At 73.0% G+C, this 19,806-nt stretch carries 11 protein-coding genes, 1 tRNA gene and 1 other RNA gene; 10 read left to right on the forward strand and 3 right to left on the reverse strand.

The window, feature by feature from the left end:
• Nucleotides 1-4: 4 nt before the first annotated feature.
• Complete coding sequence (locus ACFE86_RS07845) at nt 5-514, reverse strand: cupin domain-containing protein (protein WP_375454772.1); 510 nt, start codon at nt 512-514, stop codon at nt 5-7.
• Nucleotides 515-663: 149 nt separating this feature from the next.
• On the opposite strand from ACFE86_RS07845, the gene ACFE86_RS07850 reads away from it, so the two are divergent.
• The 4 genes from ACFE86_RS07850 to ssrA all read left to right on the forward strand — a co-directional run bounded on the left by ACFE86_RS07850 (nt 664) and on the right by ssrA (nt 4,764).
• On the forward strand, nt 664-2,091 hold the full coding sequence (locus tag ACFE86_RS07850; RefSeq protein ID WP_375454773.1) for an alpha/beta hydrolase: 1,428 nt from the start codon (nt 664-666) through the stop codon (nt 2,089-2,091).
• Entirely contained in the window at nt 2,088-3,635 is a 1,548-nt protein-coding gene (locus tag ACFE86_RS07855) for a GMC family oxidoreductase (protein WP_375454774.1), read from the forward strand. Before ACFE86_RS07850 ends, ACFE86_RS07855 begins: the two co-directional genes overlap by 4 nt.
• A gap of 107 nt (nt 3,636-3,742) precedes the next feature.
• Nucleotides 3,743-4,045, forward strand: coding sequence for a hypothetical protein (locus ACFE86_RS07860; RefSeq protein WP_375454775.1), 303 nt, complete (start codon nt 3,743-3,745; stop codon nt 4,043-4,045).
• A 348-nt stretch (nt 4,046-4,393) separates the two neighbouring features.
• Nucleotides 4,394-4,764: a transfer-messenger RNA gene (gene ssrA, locus ACFE86_RS07865) on the forward strand.
• 169 nt (nt 4,765-4,933) lie between these two features.
• On the opposite strand, the gene ACFE86_RS07870 is transcribed toward ssrA, so the two are convergent.
• Nucleotides 4,934-5,140 (reverse strand): hypothetical protein, encoded by a 207-nt coding sequence (locus ACFE86_RS07870; protein WP_375454776.1) that lies wholly within the window; start codon nt 5,138-5,140, stop codon nt 4,934-4,936.
• A 214-nt stretch (nt 5,141-5,354) separates the two neighbouring features.
• Here ACFE86_RS07870 and ACFE86_RS07875 point away from each other — a divergent pair, with 214 nt between their 5' ends.
• Together ACFE86_RS07875 and chrA are read left to right on the forward strand one after the other, a co-directional pair.
• On the forward strand, nt 5,355-5,744 hold the full coding sequence (locus ACFE86_RS07875; RefSeq protein WP_375454777.1) for a TIGR02300 family protein: 390 nt from the start codon (nt 5,355-5,357) through the stop codon (nt 5,742-5,744).
• A gap of 81 nt (nt 5,745-5,825) precedes the next feature.
• Complete coding sequence (gene chrA / locus ACFE86_RS07880; RefSeq protein WP_375454778.1) at nt 5,826-6,998, forward strand: chromate efflux transporter; 1,173 nt, start codon at nt 5,826-5,828, stop codon at nt 6,996-6,998.
• A gap of 121 nt (nt 6,999-7,119) precedes the next feature.
• Here chrA and ACFE86_RS07885 read toward each other — a convergent pair.
• Nucleotides 7,120-7,194: transfer RNA gene (locus ACFE86_RS07885), tRNA-Val, on the reverse strand.
• Between the two features lie 216 nt (nt 7,195-7,410).
• On the opposite strand from ACFE86_RS07885, the gene ACFE86_RS07890 reads away from it, so the two are divergent.
• The 4 genes from ACFE86_RS07890 to ACFE86_RS07905 form a co-directional block, all read left to right on the forward strand.
• Entirely contained in the window at nt 7,411-8,463 is a 1,053-nt protein-coding gene (locus tag ACFE86_RS07890) for a hypothetical protein (RefSeq protein WP_375454779.1), read from the forward strand.
• 1 nt (nt 8,464) lies between these two features.
• Entirely contained in the window at nt 8,465-10,630 is a 2,166-nt protein-coding gene (locus ACFE86_RS07895; protein ID WP_375454780.1) for a glycosyltransferase family 2 protein, read from the forward strand.
• A 278-nt stretch (nt 10,631-10,908) separates the two neighbouring features.
• On the forward strand, nt 10,909-12,237 hold the full coding sequence (locus ACFE86_RS07900) for a UDP-glucose dehydrogenase family protein (protein WP_375454781.1): 1,329 nt from the start codon (nt 10,909-10,911) through the stop codon (nt 12,235-12,237).
• Between the two features lie 421 nt (nt 12,238-12,658).
• Nucleotides 12,659-19,806: SDR family NAD(P)-dependent oxidoreductase (locus ACFE86_RS07905; protein WP_375454782.1), on the forward strand; the 7,148-nt coding region annotated here is incomplete at its 3' end.

Raw genomic sequence — 19,806 nt, forward strand, 5'->3', positions numbered from 1 at the left:
CGGCTCACGGGTGCTTGTGGATCGGGTCGACCCAGTGGACGGTCTCGGGCCGCTCGACCGGCTCGACGTCGGCGATGGCGACCACCACCGCCTCGTTGTCGGAGCGCACGAGAACGCATTGCAGCGGCTCGTCGGGGGAGGCGTTGATCTCCTGGTGCGGCACGAACGGCGGCACGAAGATGAAGTCGCCGGGGCCGGCCTCGGCGACGTATTCGAGCCGGTCGCCCCAGCGCATCCGGGCGCGCCCCGAGAGCACGAAGATCACGCTTTCGAGCGCGCCGTGATGGTGGACGCCGGTCTTGGCGTCGGGCTCGATCGCCACGGTGCCGGCCCAGATCTTCTGCGCCCCGACCCGGGCGTGGTTGATCGCCGCCTGCCGGAACATGCCCGGCGTCTGCACGGTGTTCGGGTCGAGCCTGTCGCCGGGGATCACGCGGATGCCGTCGTGCTTCCAACGCTCCGTGCCCTGTCCGGGCGGGTGGTCGTGGCCCGCCGTCTCGCTCGCGTCGTGCATGTCGCCCTCCCCGCGGCGCCGATCCGTGTTCCGACACCTGCCGCCAACCGCGCGGCACGCGCAAGGGGCCCGGCACCGGGCTCGGCGCGCGGGTGCAGCGCGGCGTCGCGGGCGCTTGATTGCGGCGCGCCCTGCGCAACTTCGCAACCATGGTTCTTACAGCCCCTGCCGCTATCCCTCCCGCCGCCCCGCCGAGCCTGTTCTGCCTGCACTTCCTAGGCGGCAGCGCGCGGGCATGGGGGCCCGTGGCCGAGCGCCTCGGCGCGGACGTGACGTGCGTGGCCATCGACCTGCCCGGCTTCGGCGAGGCCGCCGCCGTGCCGGGCTACGACGTCGCCGCGATGGTCGATCACGTCGCCGCACGGGTCCGCGCCGCGGCCCCGCCGCGCTGGTTCGTCGCCGGCCACAGCATGGGCGCGAAGGTGGCCCTGGCGCTGGCGCGGCGGGCCGAGGACGGCGCGGCCGGGCTCGAAGGGCTCGCCGGCCTCGTGCTGCTCGCCGGTTCGCCGCCGAGCCCCGAGCCGATGGCGGAGGGCCGGCGCAGGGCGATGATCGCCTGGATCGGCGCGGACGACGCGACCCGGCGCGCGCAGGCTGAAACCTTCATCGCGAACAACGTCGGTGCGCCCCTGCCCCACGACCTGACGACCCTGGCGGTGGCCGACGTGCTGCGGACCGCGCCCGCGGCGTGGCGGGCATGGCTCACCGACGGCAGCCGCGAGGACTGGTGCGCCCGCGTCGGTGTCCTGCGCAGCCCTGCGCTGATCCTCGATGGTTCGGAGGACGGCGATCTCGGGCTGGAGGCGCAGGCCGCGCTGACGGCGCCGCATTGCGCCTTCGCCCGCTCGGCGACCCTCGACGGCGCCGGCCACCTGCTGCCGCTGGAGCGGCCGGACGCGGTCGCCGACCTGATCCGCGCGCACGTCTTCGCGGCGAACCCATCCCGGCCCGAAGCGCCCGAGATCGATGCAGACTACCGCGCCCTGATCGCATCCGGCCGGGTCAACGGCCGCCTGCGCGAAGCCCTGCGCGAGCGGGGCGAGCCCGACGACCCGGCCTACCGGCCGGCGGCCCTCGACGCGGTCGAACTCGCGATCCTGCGCGCGGTGATCGACCGGGTGCTGCCGCAGCCGGGCGCCGCCCGGATCGACATCGCCGCGCGGATCGACGCACGGCTCGCCACCGGCGCCGGCGACGGCTGGCGCTTCTCCGCCCTGCCGCCCGATCCCGAGGCCTACCGCGCGGCGTTGCGCAGCCTCGATGCGGCGGCCTCGGCCGGCGGCCGGCGTTTCCTCGCCCGCGACGGGGACGGGCAGGACGCGCTGCTGCGGGCGCTCGAGGCCGGCACGCTGCCGGGCGGCACGAAGGCCGCTCTCGATGCCGGAGCGTTGCGGTTCTGGTTCGAGGACCTGCGCGCCGACGTGGTGCGGACCTGGCTCGCCCACCCGGCGGCGCTGGCCCGGATCGGATTCTCCGGCATCGGCGCCGGCGGCGACGGGGTGCCGACGGGCTTCCGCGCCGTCGGGCTCGATGCGCGCGAGGCCTGGGAACCGGTGGCGCAGGGCGGCGCACGATGAACCTCGATGCGATGACGCGCTACGCTACCGGCGACGTGGTCGACGCCGTGGTCGTCGGCACCGGGGCCGGCGGGGCTCCCCTGCTGGCGCGCCTCGCGGCCGCGGGCCTGCGCGTCGTCGCGCTGGAGGCCGGCCCGAACTTCGAGCCCGAACGCTTCGCCTTCGACGAGACCCTGGCCGACGAGATCTACTGGACCGACGAGCGCCTGAGCGGCGGCGCGACGCCGGAGGCGTTCGGCGGCAACAACAGCGGCACCGGCGTCGGCGGCTCGACGCTGCACTGGGGCGCGTTCTGCCCGAGGGCCGACCGGCGCGACCTGCTGCTGCGCTCCGAATCCGGCGAGGGGCTCGACTGGCCGATCGACTACGACGAGCTGCTGCCGTTCTACGAGCGGGTCGAGGCCTTCATCGGCGTCTCGGGTCCGCAGAGCTACCCGTGGGACCCGGGGCGGCGCTATCCCCTGCCGCCGGTGGCGCGCAACGCCTCGGCGCAGATCATGAGCGCCGCCTGCGCGAGGCTGGGCATCCGTGCCACCGACGCGCCGGCGGCGGTCGTCTCGCGCGACTTCGCGCAGGAGGGCGGCGCCTCGCGCCACGCCTGCATCCATTGCGGCTACTGCCACCAGGGCTGCCGCAACGGCGCCAAGACCAGCATGGACGTGACCTACCTGCCCTACGCTGTCGCGCACGGCACCGAGATCCGGGCGGACGCCCGCGTCCACGGGCTGGAGCGCGACCGCGACGGTCGGATCGCGGCGGTGGTCTACCGCCGGGGCGGAATCGACCAGCGCCAGCGTTGCGCGCAGGTGTTCCTGTGCGCCGGCGCCGTCGAGACGCCGCGGCTGCTGCTGCATTGCGGGCTCGCCAACGGCAGCGGGCAGGTCGGGCGCAACTACATGGGTCACGTCGCGACGCAGGTCTGGGGCAGCTTCGACGCCGAGACCCGGCCGAACAAGGGCTACCCGTCCTCGCTGATCACCGAGGACATGATCCGGCCGCGGGACGCGGACTTCGTTGGCGGCTACCTCATGCAGAGCCTGGGCGTCGAGCCGCTGACCTTTGCCACGTCCGTGGCGCGCGGGCGCAAGCTCTGGGGCCAGCCGCTCGTCGACTACCTCCACGGCTACAACCACGTCGCGGGCATCGGCATCAACGGCGAGACCCTGCCCCGCGACGGCAACCGGCTGACGCTCGCGGACGAGGCCGACGCGCTCGGCATGCGCAAGGCGCAGGTCAGCTTCGGCTACGGCGGCAACGAGGAGCGCCTGAACGCGCACGCCACGCGGCTGATGACCGACCTGTGGCAGGCGGCCGGGGCGCGGGACGTCTGGACGCTGGAGCGCGTCGCGCACACCATCGGCACCTGCCGGATGGGGCGTGACGGCGACGATGCGGTGGTCGATCCGTGGGGCCGCGCCTTCGAGATCCCGAACCTGTGGATCTGCGACGGCTCCACCTTCCCGAGTTCGCTCGCGGCGAACCCGGCGCTGACCATCATGGCGCTGAGCCTGCGCACCGCCGAGGCGGTCCTGCGCGGCGCCTGAGCCGACGCCAGGGCGGCCTCGCGGACCGGACCCCGGAACACCCGGCCCGGACCGGCGCTTGACCGCGCAGCCGCCCCCGATCCTCCCACTCCGACAGGACACGCCGCATGCCAGAGACCATCAGTGCCGAGTTCGAGACCCGCCGCGACGCCGAGATGGCGGTGGAGCACCTCGTCCAGGAACATGGGCTCGACCGGAAGGCGGTCGCGATCGCGCCCGTCTCCGACGGCAACTCGGCCGGCGCCGCCAAGGCCGGGGCCGACCTGGAGGATGGCCGGCCCAAGACGGGTTCGGACGGAGCGCCGGCGCTCGCCGGCAAGCTCCGGGTCACCGCCGAGGTCGGGGACGGGCTCGCCGACAAGGTGCGCAGTTCGTTCGCGACCTATGGCGGCCGCGCGGCCGCGCGGTGAGACGTCGCGCCTCGCCGATGGCGGCTGCGATCTCCCGAGCGAGCGAAAGCTTCGGCACCGCGCGCCCAGGGCTCCGAACGCAGGTTGACGGCACGCACCCGAAACCGTGATCGGCGCCTATGACGGACGACCAACCCGTCATTCCGGTGCGCCGCAGGCGAACCCGGAATCCAGAGCCCCCGACGGAGCCAGGATGGGGCCGCGCCATGGCTATGGATTGCACGCCTCCGGCGCGGCCCTCCGGGTCCGGGTTCTGCTCCACAGCACCGGAATTGACGGAGAGGGTGCCGGCACGTGCCACACCGGACGACGTCGACCCGCGTTCGAGGCCCTTGGCCGCGCGCGGATTCCCTGGACCGGGCCGGGGGAATCTGCTATGCATGTGATGCGGTTGATGACCGGTTCGTAATAACGTTTCAGGACCCGGAGGGCAGTACTCCGGCGCCTCCACCACGAACGCAGCGCGCAAGATTTGTCGGGCTGCGTTTCTGATGGGGGCGAAATAGGTTCGACTGGGCGGTAAAGGGATCGCGAGTTCAGTCCCATCTCGGTGGGATACGATGCGACTGTCGGTAGGGACTCGACCGGTTCGACGCGGGCAACCCCCGTTTCGGGCACCTGACCAAATCCTAAATGCCAACGATAACGTTGTCATGGATGCCCGCCTCGCGGCGTAAGCATCTTGCGGTAGGGTAACCGTCGAAACAGAACCCGGGGCTTCGGCCCCGGGACCCACCTTTTCCCCCTGATCGTCACGGGACCCTTCGCCGGAAGGGCCGCGTCGCAGAGCCGAACCCGCTCCGGAAAACGCCCCCCGCTCCGCTCACGAGAAACCCCGCCGTCTCGGGGAGACGACGGGGCCGGACCGAGCGGGAGGGGGATGAGGGGTCAGCGTTTCTTGTTGGCGTTGTGGTGCCCGACGGCGCAGCCGGCGGCCGCGCCCATCTTGCCGTGACCAGCCATGTGGCCGGCGATGCCGCCGACGACGGCGCCCTTGATGCAGCCCTTCGCCTCGGCCGGGGCCGACTGGCCGAGCGCACCGAGGCCGAGGAGGCCGGCGGCGAGGATCGTGGTTCTGAGGATCGTGCGTCTCATGGGAACGGTTCTCCGTGCGTGTCCGGAGGGCAAACGGACAGGCCCGCCCCGGCGTTCCGGGGGCCGGTCGCGAGCCGTGTGGCGAGCCTTGCCGCGAGCCTTGCCGAGGCTTCCGCAGCGTTCCGGACATGCACGCCGCGTCCTCGACGAATTGACACCGCGCGAAAACCCGCGACATCACGGGGCTTGCTCGCACTGACACAGGAAGGCGCACGTGGCTCGTCCCGAACTCGGCACCAAGCGGATCTGCCCGACGACCGGCAGGAAGTTCTACGACCTCGGCCGTGATCCGGTGGTTTCCCCCTATTCCGGCGATGTCGTCCCGACGGCCGCCCTCACCCCCTTCTCCGGCCGCTCGGCCCCGGTCGCCGCCCGCAAGGAGCCGGTCGCCGACGAGGACGAGGCCGACGCCCCCGGTCCGGAACTCGTCTCCCTCGACGAGGTCGAGGCCGAGGAGACCGAGAAGGACACCGATACCGAGGCCGACGACGTAATCGAGCCGGATGCCGATGGGGAGGCCGCCGACGACGACACCCTCGTCGTCGACGACGAGGACGACGACACCACCGACCTCGTCGACGTCGAGGAAGACGAGGACGACTGACCGGCCTCCGCGCCCGCCGTGTCCGCGAACCGGTCGCCGGACGCGCGACCCGCCGCCGCGAACGCCGGCCGCGGCGCGCTCGTGGACGTCCTGCTCGCCTTCCTCAAGCTCGGCGTGACATCGTTCGGCGGCCCGGTCGCGCATCTCGGCTACTTCCGGGACGAACTCGTCCGCCGGCGCGGCTGGATCGACGAGGCCGGCTACGGCGACCTCGTCGCCCTGTGCCAGTTCCTGCCCGGGCCGGCCTCGAGCCAGGTCGGGTTCGCCCTCGGCGTGCTCCGGGGCGGCGGCCTCCTCGGCGGCATCGTCGCCTGGACGGCGTTCTCGCTGCCCTCGGCGCTGCTCCTGTTCGCCTTCGCCTACGGCGCCGACGCCCTCTCGGGGACCGTCGGGTCCGGCCTCGTGCACGGGCTCAAGCTCGTGGCCGTGGCGGTGGTGGCCCAGGCGGTCTGGGGCATGGCGCAAAACCTCGCCCCCGACCGCGCGCGCGCATCGATCGCCGTCGCCGCGCTCGCCGTCGCCGTGCTGGCGCCGGGCTCGGTCGGTCAGGTCGCGTCGATCCTCCTCGGGGCCGGATCGGGCCTCGTGCTGTGCCGCGCCGGCGACGGCGCCGGCGCCGGCTCCCTCGCCCTCCCGATCTCGCGCCGGGCGGGCGCCGTCGCGCTCGCCATCTTCGCCGTGCTGTTCGTGGTGCCGCAGTTCCTCGCGACGGCCCTGGCGGCGCAAGGTTTCGCCTTGTTCGACGCCTTCTACCGTGCCGGCGCGCTGGTGTTCGGGGGCGGCCACGTGGTGCTGCCGTTCCTGCGCGCCGCGGTCGTGGACCCCGGCTGGATCGGTCCGGACGCCTTCCTGGCGGGCTACGGCGCGGCCCAGGCCGTGCCGGGGCCGCTCTTCACCGTGGCGGCCTATCTCGGGGCCCTGGTCCGGCCCGGCCCGAACGGCGCGGCGGGCGCGGCCATCGCCGTGGTCGCCCTCTCGCTGCCGGGGTTGCTCGTCGTCTACGGAAGCCTGCCGTTCTGGGACGCGTTCCGCACCCGTCCCCCGGCGCGGGCGGCGATGCGCGGCACCAACGCCGCGGTAGTCGGCATCCTCGCGGCGGCTTTGTACGACCCGGTCTGGACCGGCGCCGTCCTCGGCCCGCGCGACGTCGCCCTGGCCGCCGCCGCCTTCGTGCTCCTCACCGTCTGGAAGACGGCGCCGTGGATCGTCGTCGGGTTGACTGCCGTCGGCGGCGTCGCGCTGGCGTTGGCCTGAGCCGGTGCCGCGCGGCGGACGCCGCGAATGCGGACGCGGGCGAACGCCCGCGTCCGGCTCAAAGAAAAAGGGCCCCGCGCGGAGCCCCTGGTTCGTCTTCGACCATTCCCGACCGGTGGAATGGTGGGCGCGACAGGGATCGAACCTGTGACCCCTACCATGTCAAGGTAGTGCTCTCCCGCTGAGCTACGCGCCCCCGCCGAAGCGGTGCCGCTTCGGTGTCGGGGGCCTATAGCCCCAGGCGCGGGAGGGCGCAAGCCGGGGATCGCGCCGCCATCCGGCCGGCCCGGCGGCGGCCCCGGACCGGGCGACGCTGCACCGCGCCGGAAAATGCGCTATGGCCCGGGTCCGGCCGGCCCGAATGCGGCCGCGGGACGGGTGCCCGGACGGCCGGGCGCGGCAGCGACGGGACATGCGGTTCTTCATCGATTTCGATACCGGCGACCGGATCTACGGGTGGATCGTCCCCGACAATCCGCTGGCGGTGAGCCGGGTCGTCGTCTCCCTCGACGGCCTGCGGCTGGCCGAGGTGCCCGCGACCATCGTCGAGGGCGCCTTTCGCCAGAACGGCTGGCATGCCACCGGTCAGTGCGTGTTCGAGCTGACGGACGCCGTCGTGCCGGGGCTCGCGGCGATGCCGCGCCTCGAATTGTACGACGCCGACACCAACGTGCTCGTGCACCGGCGCGTCCCCCGCGACGGCCTCGTCGATCGCCGGCTGCTCCTGATCAACACCGGAATCCGGACCGAGGTCGGGCTCCAGAACGCGCTGTTCCCGCATTTCCAGCAATCCTACTTCAACCTGCACCGCCTCTCGGACGAGATCCTGTCCAGCGTCTTCGGAAACCCCGCCCCGACCTCGCAGCTCCTGTCCGGCGCGGTGGTCGTGCCGCGCTACGAGCACCATTTCCCCCCCGAGCGCATGCTCTCGACGATCCTGGTCCAGGACCCCTACGTCGAGATGGCGACGCGGATGCTGTGGCTGAAGGAGCGCGCGGGCGCGGCGGCCGAGGATGCGGGCGGCTGGCGCGTCGGCCGCTACGCCGAGGCGGCGCTCTTTGCCGGCGCCTACGACTACGCCGACGCAAAAAGCCTCAAACGCTTCTTCCGGATGCTGCCGCAGCCGGCCTACCACCTGCTCTACAACCCGCTGGCGCGCCAGCTCGGCACCCGCCTGCCCGACGACCGGCTGCATCCGGGCAATTCCATCGTCGCGATCGAGATCCTCGCCCGCATCGGCGTCGTCGGGCACCGGACCTACTTCGACGCGTTCGCCGCCACCCTGTTCGACCGGCTCGGCCTCGAAGGCACGGTGCCCCTGCCGGCGCCGACGCCGATCCCGCCCGAGGCGCTGGCGCTCGCCGAGCGCCTGCGCGGCGTGAGGGCGGTCGCGGACATGCTGGTCTTCGACATCGCCATGTCGGACGCCGTGCTCATCTCGCTGGCCAAGAGCTGGACGCACTGACGTGACGCAGATCGACGCGACCCTCGCCGACGGCCCCCGATCGCTCCGGACCCTCCCGGTGCTTCGCGACGCGGACGGCGTGCGCCTCGACCTCGCCGGGCTCGATCTCGGCGGCGCCTGGGTCACGATCACGCTGCACGACGATCCGGGCGCGGCCCGCGACGCGCGCATGCTGATGAGCCTGCTCGTCTCCGACGGCGCCCGCGCCGGGGCGCCGCTGGCCGACGAGGCGCTCGGGTGCGGCGTCTTCGCCTGGACGGGGCAGTTGCCGGCCGCGGTCCGGGGCCTGCGGATCGCCGCGCTGGCGGGCGGACGCCCGCCGACGCTGAGCCGCATCGCGATCCGCCGCCGCGGACGGCTGCCGCTGGTCGCCCGTGCCCTCACCCGCGCGCCCGGGCTCACCCTGTGGGCCGTGTATTGGCGGGTCGTCGGCAAGCGGGTGCGCGGACGCGGTTTCCTCGAACGGGCCCTGCGCCACCGCACCGAGGGCGGCTACCCGGCGTGGATTCGGCGCTGCGCCAGCTTGAGCGAGGCCGACCGACGCCGGATTCGCGCCGAGGTCCGCGCCTGGGACGCGCCGCCCCTGATCTCGGTCGCGATGCCGGTGCACGATCCGGCACCGCGCGTGCTGCGCGCCGCCTTGCGCTCGGTGCAGGCGCAGCTCTACCCGCACTGGGAGCTGTGCATCGTCGACGACGCCTCGAAAGACCCGGCGATCCCGGCCCTCCTCGCGCGGATGGCCGCCGCGGACCCGCGCATCAAGCTGCGGCGCCGGCCCGAGAACGGGCACATCGCCCGGGCGACCAACGACGCGACGGCGATGGCCGCAGGGCCGTTCGTCGCCTTCCTCGACCACGACGACGCGCTGCCCGAGCAGGCGCTCTACGAGGTCGCGCGGGTGATCCGCGCCGATCCCGGACTCGTGCTGATCTACAGCGACGAGGACAAGATCGATGAGAGCGGGCGCCGCTTCGAGCCGCATTTCAAGCCGGCCTTCGATCGCGAACTGCTCTACGGCCAGAACTACATCAACCACCTCACGGTGATCCGCGCCGAATCGCTCCGGGCGGTCGGCGGCCTGCGCCCGGGCTTCGAGGGCAGCCAGGACCACGACCTGCTGCTGCGCCTGACCGCCGGGCTCGATCCGGCCCGCATCCGCCACATCCCGGCGGTGCTCTACCACTGGCGGGCGGCCATCGGCTCGGGCACGTTCTCCGACCGATCGCTCGCCCGTGCGGAGGCCGCGCGCCTCAGGGCGCTCGGCGAGGTCGTCGCCCCCTGGGGCGGCCGTGCCGAACGCGGGCCGCTCGGCTTCAACCGCCTGGTCCGGCCGCTGCCGACGCCGCCGCCGCGCGTCTCGGTCGTCATCCCGACGCGGGACCGCGCGGACCTGCTGCGCGTGACCCTCGACGGCCTGTTTTCGGGCACCGACTACCCCGACATCGAGGTTCTCGTCGTCGACAACGACAGCCGGGAGCCGGACACCGCGGCGCTGTTTGCCGCTTACGGCCACGAGCCGCGCCTGCGCGTCCTTTCGGCGCCCGGCGCCTTCAACTTCTCCGACCTGTCGAACCGCGGCGCGTCCGCGGCGACCGGCGCCGTGCTGCTGTTCCTTAACAACGACGTCGCGGTGGTCGAGCCGGGCTGGCTGCGCGAACTCGCCGCGATCGCCCTCGATCCGGCGGTCGGCGCGGTCGGCGCGAAGCTGCTCTATCCGGACGGCACCGTGCAGCACGGCGGCGTGATCCTCGGCGTCGGCGGGGTCGCGAGCCATTCCCATCACGGCGTCGCGGACGCGGACCCCGGCTATTTCGGCCGGATGGTCCAGGCGCACGAGGTCTCCGCCGTGACCGGCGCCTGCCTCGCCATGCGCGCGGAGGTGTTCGCCGAGGTCGGCGGCTTCGACGCCGAGCGCCTGAAAGTCGCGTTCAACGACGTCGATCTCTGCCTGCGGGTGCGCGCGGCCGGCTATCGGATCGTCTGGACGCCGTTCGCCAAGCTCGTCCACCACGAGTCGAAGAGCCGCGGGCGGGAGGATACGCCCGAGAAGCGCGCGCGCTTCGAGGGCGAGGCGAACACGATGCTGGAGCGTTGGGGCGCGGAGCTTCGGGCCGACCCCTACTATAACGTCAACCTGTCGCGGAATTCCGGGCATTACCGCCTCTGATCGCGGCGCGCGGACGAGCGGATGCCGGCTCGGAGTGCGGTCCCCGTGCGTCCCGGCCCGGCTCGCGAAGGCCGGTCGGTCGGTCGGCGTGGGCGTCGCCGCAACCCCCGCAGCGTTTGGCGATGCCATGCACAAAGAAACGACGCAGTTCTGCGATCTTGCAGTTCTGCCATCTTGCAGGTGGCGACTGCGGCGCCGAGCGTATTCCCCCTCAGCGCCGTTCGCGCTAATGCTGCGCTGCAACAGGCGGGCGCGCCTGCGCCGACGACGGAGGTTGCATGCGGATCGTCATGGTCGGGGCCGGGTATGTCGGCCTGGTGTCCGGGACGTGCCTTGCCGATTTCGGCCACGAGGTCGTCTGCGTCGACAAGGACCCGGCCAAGATCGCGGCGCTCCAGGCGGGGCGGATGCCGATCTTCGAGCCGGGGCTGGAGGCGCTGGTCGCCGAGAACGTGCGCGGCGGCCGGCTCGGCTTCGGCACCGACCTGTCGGCGGCGGTGGCGGGTGCCGACGCGGTGTTCATCGCCGTCGGCACGCCGTCGCGGCGCGGCGACGGCTTTGCCGACCTCAGCTACGTCTACGCCGCCGCCCGCGAGATCGCCGCCGCGCTCACCGGCTACACCGTGGTGGTGACGAAATCGACCGTGCCGGTGGGCACCGGCGACGAGGTCGAGCGCATCCTCCGCGAGGCCCGCCCCGAGGGGGATTTCGCCGTGGTGTCGAACCCGGAATTCCTGCGCGAGGGCGCGGCGATCGACGACTTCAAGCGGCCCGACCGCATCGTCCTCGGCGCCGAGGACGCACGCGCTGAAGCCGTGATGCGCGCGGTGTACCGGCCGCTCTACCTCAACGCGGCGCCGATCCTCGTCACCGGCCGGCGCACGGCCGAGCTGACCAAGTACGCGGCCAACGCGTTCCTGGCCACCAAGATCACCTTCATCAACGAGGTCGCGGACCTGTGCGAACGGGTCGGCGCCGACGTGCAGGAGGTCGCCCGCGGCATCGGGCTCGACAACCGCATCGGGGCCAAGTTCCTCCATGCCGGCCCCGGCTACGGCGGCTCGTGCTTCCCGAAGGATACGCTCGCCCTGGTCAAGACCGCCCAGGATGCCGGCACCCCGATGCGGATCGTCGAGACGGTGGTCGCGGTCAACGACCAGAGGAAGCGTGCCATGGCGCGCAAGGTGATCCAGGCCTGCGGCGGCTCGGTGCGCGGCCGCACGATCGCCGTGCTCGGCCTGACCTTCAAGCCCAACACCGACGACATGCGCGACGCACCGGCGCTGGCCATCGTCGCCGGCCTGCAGGATGCCGGCGCGACGGTCCGCGCCTACGATCCCGAGGGCATGGCGCAGGCCAAAACCCTCCTGCCCGACATCGCCTACGCCGACGATCCCTACGCCTGCGCCGAGGGCGCCGACGCCCTCGTCCTCGTCACCGAGTGGAACGCCTTCCGGGCGCTCGACTTCGACCGCCTGCGCAGCCTCATGGCGGAACCGGTGCTGGTCGATCTCCGGAACGTCTACCGGGTCCAGGACATGGAGCGGCTCGGGTTCCGCTACGCCAGCGTCGGGCGGCCGCCGGCGCGCGCAGGTCGTGGCCGATGAGGCCGGGTTGCGGGCGGCGCGAGTCTTGCGACCGGGCGCGCTCGACGAGGACGGACAGCGGGGCGCGCCGCCCCGTTCCCTCGCCTTCGAGCCGCGGCCGACGTCTCGGTCCCGTCGTCCGCGCGGTTTCGATCGTCCAGCCCAAGCTCGACGCGCGGCCGGCCGGTGGAATGCGGTCACAATACGGTGGCCCTGTGCCGAATCCGCGCGGCGACGGCGCGTTGAGAGACTTGCGATACCTTTTACGGCAACGCTTACACTGATGAATGTTGGCCACAGGCGTCCGTAAAAGACCGCTCGTCGGCGCATCCGGGGCGACCGCAGGTTGGACAGTGCTTTAGAGCCATACTAAGGGTCGGCGGGGGTCCAACTCGCCGGCGACCGAACCGTCTTTTCGTTAACGAGCGTGTGCGAATCAAACGTGACACAACGTACAGACATCGCGATCGTCGGTCGCGCCTGCCGGCTTCCCGGCGCGCCGAGCGTCGACGGACTCTGGCAACTCCTGGCCGAGGCGCGCTGCGCCGTCGGCCGCATCCCCGGCGACCGCTGGTCGCTGGACCGGTTCGGACACCCCCGGGCGCAGGAGCGCGGCAAGAGCTACACCTGGGCTGCCGGCGTGCTCGACGACATCTGGTCGTTCGACCCGGCGGTGTTCGGCATCTCGCCGCGCGAGGCCGAGCAGATGGACCCGCAGCAGCGGCTCCTGCTCGAACTGAGCTGGGAGGCGCTGGAGGATGCCGGCATGCGGCCGTCGGCGGTGGCCGGCAGCCCGATCGGCGTGTTCGTCGGCGCCTCGTCGCTCGATTACGGCAACCTGCGCATCCTCGACGCCCCGTCGGGGGATGCCTACGCCGCCACCGGCAACACCCTCTCGATCCTGTCGAACCGGATCTCGTACATCTTCGACCTGAAGGGGCCGAGCTTCACCGTCGACACCGCCTGCTCCTCCTCGCTCGTGGCGCTCGACAACGCGGTCGCCGCGATCCGCACGGGCCGCGTCGACACGGCGATCGTCGCCGGCGTCAACGTGATCGCGAGCCCGTTCAACTTCATCTGCTTCTCCAACGCGCAGATGCTGTCGCGCACCGGCCTGTGCCAGGCGTTCTCGGCCTCCGCCGACGGCTACGTCCGCTCCGAGGGCGGGGTGGTGCTCGTGCTGCAATCGGCGCAAGCCGCGCGGCGCGGCGGTTCGACGGTCCGCGGCGTGATCGCCGCGAGCGGCGTCAACTCGGATGGGCGCACCACCGGCATCTCGCTGCCGTCGGGCTACGCCCAGGGGGCGCTGCTGGAGCAGGTCTACCGCGAGGCCGAGATCGACCTCGACGACGTGGCGTTCATGGAGGCGCACGGCACCGGCACGCCGGTGGGCGACCCGATCGAGGCGTCGGCCATCGGCGGCAAGATCGGCAAGGGCCGCAAGAGCCCCCTGCCGATCGGCTCGATCAAGACCAACATCGGCCACACCGAGCCGGTCTCGGGGCTGGCCGGCCTGCTCAAGGCGAGCCTCGCGCTGGAGCACGACCTCGTGCCGGCCTCGCTGCATTCGGCCGCGCTCAACCCCGACATCCCGTTCCGCGAGATGAACCTGCACGTGGTGCAGGCGGCGCTTGCGCTGGAGCGCGGGCGCCGCGCGCGCTTTGCCGGCGTCAACTCCTTCGGCTTCGGCGGCACCAACGCCCACGTCGTCCTGACCGACCCTGCGCCCGCGCCCGCCGCGGCGGCCGCGACCCGCGCGCCCGCGGTTCTGCTGCTCTCGGCCCAGAGCCGCGCCGCGCTGAACGAACTCGCCCTCGACTACGCCGAGCGGTTCGAGGCCGCCGGCCCGGCCGAGGCCGTGCGGATCGCCGCCGGGGCGGCCCATCGCCGCGAGCGTCTCGCGTCGCGGGTCGCCATCGCGCTGGACGGCGGGACGGACGTCGTCGCCGCGCTGCGCGCCGTCGGCGAGGCCGAGGACACGGAGGCCGCGCTCACCGGCACGGCGATCGACCGGGCGGCCGACGTCGCGTTCGTCTATTCGGGCAACGGCAGCCAGTGGGCCGGGATGGGCCGGGAGGCCTATGCCGAGAACGCCGTCTTCCGCGCGGCCTTCGACCGGATCGACGCGCTGTTTGCGCCTTACGCGAAGTGGTCGCTGAGGGCGGCGCTCGACGCCGAGGACCTCGACGAGCGGCTGGCGCTGACCAGCGTCTCGCAGCCGCTGATCTTCGCGATCCAGAGCGCCTCCACCACGGCGTTGCGCGCCCGCGGCCTCGCCCCGAAATTCGTGCTCGGCCACAGCGTCGGCGAGATCGCGGCGGCCGAGGCCGCCAGCATCCTCAGCCTGGAGCAGGCCGTCCGGGTCATCTACTACCGCAGCCACCATCAGGAGACGACCCGCGGCCAGGGCACCATGGCGGTGCTGCTGATGCCGGCGGACGAGGTCGAGGCCTTCCTCAAGGACTACCCGAGCCTCGACATCGCCGCCTACAACAGCCCGAAGGCGGTCACCGTCGCCGGGCCGGCGGCAGCGATCGACGCGGCGCTGAAGGCTCTGTCGCGCAAGCGCCGCCGCGGGCGCAAGCTCGACCTCGACTACGCCTTCCACGGCCGGTTCATGGACCCGACCGAGAAGCCGCTGCTGCGCGACCTCGCCGGCCTCAAGCCCTCGGCCGGCACCACCGCGATGGTCTCGACGGTGACCGGCAAGGTGCTGCCCGGCGCCGCGTTCGGCGGCACCTACTGGTGGCGCAACATCCGCGAGCCGGTCCGCTTCTGCGAGGCCGTGCAGGAGGCGACCCGCGCGGGCGCCCGCGTCTTCGTCGAGGTCGGCCCCCGTGCGACCCTGATGTCGCATATCGGCGACGCGATCGAGCCGCTCGGCATCGACAACGCTACCGTCGGCGTGATGCACAAGAAGCCCACCGGCGGCGATCCGATCGCCCGCGCGCTCGCTGCGGCGCTGGTGCAGGGCGCGGCCGTCGACGAGGGCATCGTGTTCGGCGACGCGCCGTCCGGCGCGCTCGGCCTGCCGACCTACCCGTGGCAGCGCCGCGCCTTCCGCCTCGGCGACACCACCGAGAGCATCGGCGCCGCGACGCCGCGCGCCTACCACCCGCTGATCGGCTCGCGCAACCAGGCCGACGGACTGGAATGGCACGGCTTCGTCGACATCGCGACGGTCTCGGAACTCGACGACCACCGCATCGAGGGCCAGGCGATCATGCCGGGCGCCGGCTTCGTCGAGATGGCGCTGGCCGCCGCCCGCGAGGCCCTGCGCACGGACCACGTCGTGCTCGCCGAGTTCGAGATCCACGCGCCGATGGTGTTCGGCGAGGAGGCCTTGCGCGAGGTCACGGTGCGGATGTCGGGCTCCGGCAACGGCGTGCAGATCCTCAGCCGTCCGCGGCTGACGCAGGCGCCGTGGCAGCTCCACGCCGCCGCCAAGATCGTGGAGGGCACCTTCGCCCCGCCGGTGAAGCCCGACGTCGCGATGCCGGCCGAGGACGTGCTCACCGGCGACGAACTCTACCTCCGCGCCAAGGCCGCCGGCCTCGGCTTCGGCCCGAGCTTCCGGCAGGTCGCCGCGAGCGCGCGGATCGACGACGTGACCATCGTCTCCGACCTCGTACCGGCCGACGCCGACCCGCGCTACGGCCTCGTGCCGGCGCGGCTCGATGCCTGCTTCCACGGCCTGATCCTGCTGTTTGCCGACCTGCTGGGCGCGAACGCGGGCAAGGCCTACATCCCGGTGCGCTTCGGCGAGATCCGCCTGCTGCGCCCGGGCGCTTCGATCGCGCGGGCCGTGATCCGCACCCGGCGCTGCAACGAACGCTCGATCCTGGCCGACTTCACCATCCTCGACGCCGAGGGCGAGGTGATCGCCACGATCCGCGAGGGTCGCTTCCAGGCGTTGCGCGCCAGGGGTGCGGGTGACCTCGCGGCCTTCGCGATCACGCAAGGGCCCGAACTCGCCACCGAGCCGACCGCGATCCCGATGGAGCGGCGTCCGAACGTCGCCGCGCTGTTCAAGCCCGCCGCCGAGGCCGCCCGCGCCGCCGCCGGCGCGCCGCTCTCGCCCGGCCACCTGCTGCTCGAAGGCTGGGCGACCTCGCTCGCCTACCGGCTCGCCGCGGGCCTGAAGCGCGGCGCCGTCGTCGCGATCGACGACCGCGTCCCGGCCGAGATGCGGCCGTGGCTGGTCAACGCCCTCTACGCCCTCGAGAGCAGCGGGCTCGCCGAGCAGGACGGCGCGGCCTGGCGCCTCGGTGACGGCGACGCGCTGCCGGCGCCGACCCAGATCATGCGCTGGATCGCGGCCGACCACCCGGAGCTGTCGGCCGAACTCGTGCTCGTCGCCGATGTCGGCGCGCTGGTCGATCGCCTGCTCGCCGGCACGCTGACCGACGTCCCCACCCTGCCGCCGAATGCGCTGGACGCCTTCGCGCTCCGCAGCGCCACCGCGCGGGCCTCTGCCGACGTCGTCGCCCGGATCGCCGAGGCGAGCCGCGACCGGCTGCCGAAGGACCGCGCGCTCCGCCTCCTCCAGGTCGGCTTCGGCCCGCTGTCGGCCCAGGTCGCGGCGTTCGCCGAGACCGCCGAGGCGCGGCTCACCGTGTTCGACGCCGACCGCCGCCTCGCCGAGCGCGCCCGCCTCGCCCTGCCCCGCGGCGTCGCGGTGATCGAGGCGGCCGAGGACCTGCCCGCCGCCGGCTTCGACCTGATCCTGGCGAGCGGCGCGCTCCATCGCGGCGACCGCGACTTGCCGCAGCGCCTGGCCAACGCGCTCGCCACCGGCGGCCTGCTGATCGCGGTCGAGCCCGGCGCCTCGCTGTTCCGCGACCTCGTCTTCGGCCTGACCCCCGGCTGGTTCGAGGCCGGGACCGGCGACATGCCGGTCGGCCGCCTCGACGACGTGCCGGGCTGGCAGCGCACGCTCAGCGCCACGGGCCTCGTCAGCGTCGCCGTGGACCGCGCGGCCTCGACCAACGGCGACGACCTGCTGCTCGCGGCCGAAGCGCCGCCGCGGCCGAGCCCCGCCGCCGGGCAGACCTTCGCCTTCGTCATCGGCTCGGACGACGAATTCGCCGCCGAGACCGCCTCGTCCCTGGCGACGCTGCTGGTCGCCGCAGGCGTCCACGTCTCGATCATCCTCGATTCCGAGACCTCGCTGATGGAACTGGAGCGCGAGACGCCGGACACCGTGGTGTTCCTGGCCGGCGCCTTCACCCGCGGCGGCGCGGCGGCGGCGCGCCTGCGCGACCGCTGCCTCAGCCTGAAACGCTGCACCGAGCATCTCGGCGCCCGCCAGACCAAGCTCTGGGTGGTCTCGCCGGGCGCGACCCGCGACCACGGCGGCCAGGCGGCCTCCGTCGAGGCCGGCGTCTGGGCCTTCACCCGCACGCTCGCCAACGAGATCGCGACGCTCGACGTGCGCCGCATCGACCTCGCGCCCGAGATGTCCTCCAAGCGCGCCGCCGAGCGCCTGCGCGACCTCATCCTCTCCGGCACCACCGAGACCGAGATCGTGCTGGACGACGACCGCACCCGCGTGATCCGGTTCCGGCCGGGCCGTTCGGCGCGCCGGATCGACCCCGAGGCGGTGCCGGCCGAGGCCGCGCGGCTGGAGCGCAGCAACACCGGCGGCCTCAACGAGATGGTGTGGGGTCCGGCGACGCGCCGCGCGCCCGGCGCCGGCGAGATCGAGATCGCCGTCGAGGCGACGGGCCTCAACTTCCGCGACGTGCTCTGGGCGCTCTCGATGCTGCCCGAGGAGATCCTGGAGGACGGCTTCGCCGGCCCGCGGCTCGGCCTCGAATGCGCCGGCCACGTCGTCGCGGTGGGGGCCGGCGTCAAGGCGTTCAAGCCCGGCGACGCAGTCGTCGCCTTCGCGCAGTCGGGCTTCTCGACGCACATCGTCGTGCCGGAACTGGTGGTCGCGCCCGCGCCCACCGGCCTCGACCCGATGGCGGCGGCCACCGTGCCGGTCGCGTTCCTGACCGCCTATTACGGCCTCGTCTCCTGCGCGCGCCTGCGCCGCGGCGAGTGGGTCCTGGTCCATGGCGGCGCCGGCGGCGTCGGCCTGGCGGCGCTCCAGATCGCCAAGCTCAAGGGTGCCCGCGTCATCGCCACCGCCGGCTCGCGCGAGAAGCGGGCCCTGGTCAAGGCGCTCGGCGCCGAGCACGTGCTCGATTCCCGCTCGCTCGCCTTCGTCGACGACATCCGCCAACTCACCGGCGACGGCGTCGACGTGGTGCTGAACAGCCTGTTCGGCGAGGCGATGGAACGCTCGCTCAACGCGCTGAAGCCCTTCGGCCGCTTCATCGAGCTGGGCAAGCGCGACTACGTCGCCAACACCCATATCGGCCTGCGCCCGTTCCGACGGAACCTGAGCTACTTCGGCGTCGACCTCGATCAGGTGATCCAGCACCAGGGCGAGGACGGGGCGCGGATGTTCCGCGAGGTGATGGCTTTGTTCAACGACGGCGGGCTCAAGCCCCTGCCCTACCAGCCGTTCACCGCCGACGAGACCTCGGACGCGTTCCGGCTGATGCAGCAATCGGGTCACGTCGGCAAGATCGTCATCGCGCCGCCCAAGGCCGGCCGCGTGATGGCCGAGCGCAAGGCTCCGTTCGTGGTCTCGGCGGACGGCGTCCACCTGATCACCGGGGGGCTGGGCGGCTTCGGCGGCGAGGCGGCCCGGTGGCTCGCCGACCGCGGCGCCAGGCATCTCCTGCTCGTCGGGCGCAAGGGTGCGGCCACCGAGGAGGCCAAGGCGGTCGTCGCGGACCTCGCCGCCCGCGGCGTCACCGTCGCGGCGGCGCCCTGCGACATCACCAGCCGCGCCGCGGTCGATGCCCTGATCGCCGGGATCGAGACCTCCGGACGCCGGCTCGCCGGCGTGATCCACGCGGCGGCGGTGCTGCAGGACGGGCTGATCGCCAACATCGACGATGCGGCGCTCGACGCGGTGATCGGGCCGAAGGTGGTCGGCGCCCAGAACCTCGACGCCGCGACCCGCGAGCGCAGGCTCGACTACTTCGTCGTGTTCTCGTCCGCCACGACCTTCATCGGCAATCCGGGCCAGGGCGCCTACGTCGCGGCCAACGGCTTCATGGAGGGGCTGGCCCGCCAGCGCCGCCGGCGCGGGCTGCCGGCGCTCGCCGTCGCCTGGGGCGCGATCGGCGACGTCGGCATGCTCGCCCGCAACAAGGCGGTGATGGAGACGCTCGCCGGCCGCGTCGGCGTGACGCCGATGGAGGCGCGCCGCTGCCTCGACCTGATGGCCGATGCGCTGGCCGCCCAGGGCTCGGCCTCGGACGACGCCGTGCTCGCCATCGCCTCGATGCATTGGGGCAAGGCGCGCGAGCGCCTCGCCACCATGCGGTCGCCGAGCTACGACGACCTCGGCTCCGACCAGCAGATGGAGGCGGGCGCCGTCGCGACGATCAGCATCGCCCTCCTGCTCAAGGGCGGCGACATCGACGCGGTGCGCAAGACCGTGTCCGACGCGATCGTCGAGGACATCGCCCGAATCCTGCGCCTGCCGAAGGACGACATCAGCCGCGTGCGCCAGCTCTCCGAGATCGG

This window comes from uncultured Methylobacterium sp. (assembly GCF_964244095.1).
In the GTDB taxonomy this organism is placed as follows: domain Bacteria; phylum Pseudomonadota; class Alphaproteobacteria; order Rhizobiales; family Beijerinckiaceae; genus Methylobacterium.

Coding starts and splice junctions, on each gene's coding strand:
- ACFE86_RS07900 (WP_375454781.1), top strand. CDS start 10,909: ATGCGGATCGTCATGGTCGGGGCCGGGTATGTCGGCCTGGTGTCCGGG.
- ACFE86_RS07850 (WP_375454773.1), top strand. CDS start 664: ATGGTTCTTACAGCCCCTGCCGCTATCCCTCCCGCCGCCCCGCCGAGC.
- ACFE86_RS07855 (WP_375454774.1), top strand. CDS start 2,088: ATGAACCTCGATGCGATGACGCGCTACGCTACCGGCGACGTGGTCGAC.
- ACFE86_RS07860 (WP_375454775.1), top strand. CDS start 3,743: ATGCCAGAGACCATCAGTGCCGAGTTCGAGACCCGCCGCGACGCCGAG.
- ACFE86_RS07890 (WP_375454779.1), top strand. CDS start 7,411: ATGCGGTTCTTCATCGATTTCGATACCGGCGACCGGATCTACGGGTGG.
- ACFE86_RS07845 (WP_375454772.1), bottom strand. CDS start 514: ATGCACGACGCGAGCGAGACGGCGGGCCACGACCACCCGCCCGGACAG.
- ACFE86_RS07870 (WP_375454776.1), bottom strand. CDS start 5,140: ATGAGACGCACGATCCTCAGAACCACGATCCTCGCCGCCGGCCTCCTC.